At 67.0% G+C, this 4,201-nt stretch carries 4 protein-coding genes and 1 pseudogene; 4 read left to right on the top strand and 1 reads right to left on the bottom strand.

Annotation, left to right across the window (positions count from 1 at the left end; translation table 11 throughout):
- Positions 1 to 255: pseudogene (locus tag BRAS3809_RS19245) on the top strand (NAD(P)-dependent oxidoreductase); the annotation flags it as partial.
- A 210-nt stretch (positions 256 to 465) separates the two neighbouring features.
- Here the strand turns inward: BRAS3809_RS19245 and BRAS3809_RS19240 are convergent.
- Positions 466 to 1,710, bottom strand: coding sequence for a DNA recombination protein RmuC (locus BRAS3809_RS19240; RefSeq protein ID WP_008963735.1), 1,245 nt, complete (start codon positions 1,708 to 1,710; stop codon positions 466 to 468).
- Between the two features lie 169 nt (positions 1,711 to 1,879).
- Between BRAS3809_RS19240 and def the strand changes: the two genes are divergently transcribed.
- From def to truA, 3 genes are all read left to right on the top strand, one after another.
- On the top strand, positions 1,880 to 2,407 hold the full coding sequence (gene def, locus BRAS3809_RS19235; RefSeq protein WP_008963734.1) for a peptide deformylase: 528 nt from the start codon (positions 1,880 to 1,882) through the stop codon (positions 2,405 to 2,407).
- 138 nt (positions 2,408 to 2,545) lie between these two features.
- Entirely contained in the window at positions 2,546 to 3,481 is a 936-nt protein-coding gene (gene fmt / locus BRAS3809_RS19230) for a methionyl-tRNA formyltransferase (RefSeq protein WP_008963733.1), read from the top strand.
- 115 nt (positions 3,482 to 3,596) lie between these two features.
- A partial coding sequence (gene truA / locus BRAS3809_RS19225; protein WP_035656950.1) for a tRNA pseudouridine(38-40) synthase TruA occupies positions 3,597 to 4,201 on the top strand: 605 nt, incomplete at its 3' end.

Below are 4,201 nucleotides of genomic sequence, written 5' to 3'. Positions count from 1 at the left end.
ACGCCGCCGCTGCTGCGCAAGGATCTCGATCTCGGCCTGTCGGCGGCACGCCAGCTCGACGTCGCGATGCCGGTAACGGCCGCGACGCGCGAAGCGCTGCAGGCCCATGTCGGCGCCGCCTCGCTGCAGAGCGATCCCGCCGCCTATCTGGAAAAGGATTTCGCCGCGCTGCTCGAGACGGTGGCGCTGGCCGCCGGGCTGAAACTGCAGCCCGAGAACGTGCCGATGCCCACGGGATTGGAGACGGAGGGGTAGCGCTGCCCATTCGCCACGAACATCATTCCGGGGCAAGACCGCCGGCCTTGAACTCGGAATGACGGCGCGGAGTTAATCCTTGAGTCGTCTTTGAAGCTGGCCAACCAAACGGCCGTTTTGACGAGCCCCCCCCCCCGCCTGTCCTCGTCCTTAAGCCAGGCGATGACAGTCTTTGTCTGGATGACCGGCTTGGAACAGGTCCAGCCAACATCACTCCCCCGCCTGCATCCGCCCTGCCAGCGGAAACAGGTCCGGCGTCGTCCCTGCTGCTGGCGCGATCCGCGGTGAGTCCGCGGCTGCGTCCTGCTTGCTGAAGTCCAGCTCCTCGATACGAGCAGCGCGTTTCTCGATCTTGTCGGCTGAAATGAGGATCTGACGGATGTCCTCGCCGACGTCGCCGAAATGCTTCTGCAGCTTGAGCACGCGCTCGCGCAGGCGGCCGAGATCGTCGCCGAGATGGATGACCTCGTTGCGGATCTGGTCGGCGGCGTCGCGGATGCGGGCGTCCTTCATGATCTGCTGCATCACCTGGATCGCCAGCATCAGGAGCGACGGCGACACCAGCACGACGCGGGCGCGATAGGCCTTCTGGATGACGTCGTCGAAGCCGTCATGGATGTCCGCGTAGACCGACTCCGACGGCACGAACATCAGCGCGGTGTCCTGCGTCTCGCCGACCACCAGGTACTTCTCGGCGATGTCGTTGACGTGGCGCAGCACGTCGGTGCGCAGGCGCTGCGCGGCGGCGCGCTTCTCCTCGTCCGTCTCCGCGTCATGCAGCGCGGTGACCGCTTCCAGGGGAAACTTCGCGTCGATGCACAGCGGCCGCGCATCGGGCAGGAACACGACGCAGTCGGGCCGCTTGCCGCTGGCGAGCGTGTGCTGGAACGCGTAGCTGCCCTTCGGCAGCCCGTCCTGGACGATCGCCTCCATCCGCGCCTGGCCGAAGGCGCCGCGCGACTGCTTGTTGGCGAGCACGTCGCGCAACGTGGAGACCTGCGTCGTCAGCTCGCTGAGATCGCGATGGGCATTGTCGATGATGCCGAGGCGCTCATGCAGCACGCGCAAGGAGTCCATCGTGTGCCGCGTGGTCTGCTCCATCGACTGGCCGACGCGATGGGTGACGGCGTCGAGACGCTCGTTGACGCTGCGGGCGAGATCCACCTGCCGGCCGGCGAGCAGCTGCGCCATGGCGTCGACCCGGCCCGACGCCTCGCTCTGCGCCCGGATCATCTCGCCGAACCGCTGTTCGATCTCGTCCGCGCGCAGCGCCTGCTGGGCGGCGAGCTCCGCGTTGCGTCGCCCCGAGCGCGCCACCGCCAGGCCGATCATCACCAGCAGCAGCAGCACCAGCACGCCGAATCCGATCAGCGCGTCGCTGGCCCGGATCGGCAGGTCGCCGATCATGACGACGACAGGATTGAGCGCAGAATTGAGCGGTTGGCTGGCGGTCATCACCCCCGTCTATCCGATTCGCGACACATCGCGAACGAAGAGAGAACATTCATGGTTAAGGCCGGGTTAAGAAGCATGGTTTACGGACCGTTGAAATTCATGGTTAGCGAAGTCTTAACCGCACGTCCTCACATTGACCGCGCCTGTTCCGCGGCTTAAATCGCGCGCCATGTCCCTACGAGAAATCATCATCCTGCCGGACCGGCAGCTCCGGCTGGTGTCCAAGCCCGTCGAGAAGGTCACGCCGGAGATCCGGCAGCTGGTCGACGACATGTTCCAGACCATGTACGACGCGCCCGGCATCGGGCTCGCGGCGATCCAGGTCGCGCAACCCGTGCGCGTCATTACGATGGACCTGGCCAAGCCGGATTCCGGCGGCGAGACCAAGCGCGAGCCGCGCGTCTTCATCAATCCCGAGATCGTCGCCAAGTCCGATGAGCTGTCGGTCTACGAGGAAGGCTGCCTGTCCATTCCCGAATATTACGAGGAGGTCGAGCGGCCGGCGCGGGTGCGCGTGCGCTTCACCGATCTCGAGGGTGTGCTCCGCGAGGAGGATGCCGAGGGGCTCTACGCGACCTGCATTCAGCACGAGATCGATCATCTCAACGGCGTGCTGTTCATCGACTATCTGTCGAAGCTCAAGCGCGACCGCGTGATGAAGAAGTTCACCAAGGCCGCCAAGCGCGCCGGCGAGTAACGACCAACTCTCTCCTCCGTCATGCCCGGGCTCGACCCGGGCATCCACGTCTCGCCTCTCGCGTTGGCATTGCGACGTGGATGGCCGGGACAAGCCCGGCTATGACGGCAAGAACGAAGCCTTGAGGGCCGCCCCCAGATGCCGCTTCGCCTGATCTTCATGGGCACGCCGGATTTCGCCGTGCCGACCCTGCTCGAGCTCGCCGGCCATGGCCACGAGATCGTGGCCGTCTACACGCGCGCGCCGAAGCCCGGTGGCCGCCGGGGCCTCGCGCTGGTGCCGACTCCGGTCGAGACCGAGGCGCGCCGGCTCGGCATTCCCGTGCTCACGCCGAAGACGCTGAAGACCGACGAGGCGCTGGCCGCGTTTCGCGCGCACGAGGCCGATGCCGCCGTCGTCGTCGCCTACGGCATGATCCTGCCGCAGGCGATCCTCGATACGCCCCGGCTCGGCTGCTACAACCTCCACGCCTCGCTGCTGCCGCGCTGGCGCGGCGCAGCGCCGATCAACCGCTCCATCATGGCCGGTGATGCCGAGTCCGGCGTGATGGTCATGAAGATGGACGTCGGCCTCGACACCGGCGACGTCGCGATGGCCGAGCGCCTCCCGGTCACCGACGCGATGACCGCCTCCGATCTGCACGACAAGCTCTCACGCATCGGCGCCGACCTGATGGTGCGCGCCATGGCCGCGCTGGAGCGTGGCGGGCTGACGCTGACGAAGCAGGCCGAGGACGGCGTGACCTACGCGGCCAAGATCGAGAAGGCCGAGGCGCGGATCGACTGGGCGAAGCCGGCGCACGCCGTGCTGCGCCATATCCATGGCCTGTCGCCGTTTCCCGGCGCCTGGAGCGAGATTCCGCTCGATGGCGAGGCGGTGCGGCTGAAGATTCTGCGCTGCGCCCTCGCTCCCGGCACGGGCGAGCCGGGTACCGTTCTCGACGACGAGCTCACCATCGCTTGTGGCGAGGGTGCCATCCGCATCACCGAGCTGCAGCGTGCCGGCAAGGGCCCGATGAAGGCGGCCGATTTCCTGCGCGGCACCCGCGTCGCGCCGGGCCTGCGCTTCGGTTGACCACCACAGCTCGTCATGCGCGGGCTTGACCCGCGCATCCATCTCGCGAACAAGCTTCACGCTTGGATGGATTGCCGGGTCGAGCCCGGCAATGACGGCAGAAGCAGTTGAGGCGATGCCCCGCTACAAGCTCACCATCGAATATGACGGCGCGCCGTTCTGCGGCTGGCAGCTGCAGGAGGCGCTGCCGTCGGTGCAGGGCGCGCTGGAGGCGGCGGTGCAGGCGACCTGCGGCGTGCCCACGCGTGTGCATGGCTCCGGCCGCACCGATGCCGGCGTTCACGCCACCGGCCAGGTCGCGCATTGCGACATCGCGAAGGCGTTTCGTCCCGACAAATTGCGCGATGCGCTCAACGCGCATCTGCGGCCGAACCCGGTCGCGGTGCTCGACGTCGAGATCGTTCCCGATACCTTCGAGGCGCGCTTCTCGGCGCGCAAGCGGCACTACCGCTATCGCATCGTCAACCGCCGCTCCAATCTGGCGCTGGAGGTCGGCCGCGTCTGGCGGGTGCCGCAGCGGCTCGATTCCGATGCCATGCATGCCGCCGCGCAGCGGTTGATCGGCAAGCACGATTTCACGACCTTCCGCGACACAGAATGTCAGGCGAAGTCGCCGGAGAAGACGCTCGATCAGCTCGACGTGGTCAGGGACGGGGACGCCATCACCGTGATCACCTCGGCACGCTCCTATCTGCACAGCCAGGTGCGTTCGATGGTCGG

The sequence above is a fragment of the Bradyrhizobium sp. STM 3809 genome, from assembly GCF_000239795.1.
In the GTDB taxonomy this organism is placed as follows: Bacteria; Pseudomonadota; Alphaproteobacteria; order Rhizobiales; family Xanthobacteraceae; genus Bradyrhizobium.
The sequence above is the reverse complement of the archived record's forward strand: the minus strand, read 5'-3'. Positions and strand labels throughout refer to the sequence as shown.

Excerpts from the sequence above, each read along its gene's own strand:
- BRAS3809_RS19240 (WP_008963735.1), bottom strand. The coding sequence starts at position 1,710 with ATGACCGCCAGCCAACCGCTCAATTCTGCGCTCAATCCTGTCGTCGTC.
- def (WP_008963734.1), top strand. The coding sequence starts at position 1,880 with ATGTCCCTACGAGAAATCATCATCCTGCCGGACCGGCAGCTCCGGCTG.
- fmt (WP_008963733.1), top strand. The coding sequence starts at position 2,546 with ATGCCGCTTCGCCTGATCTTCATGGGCACGCCGGATTTCGCCGTGCCG.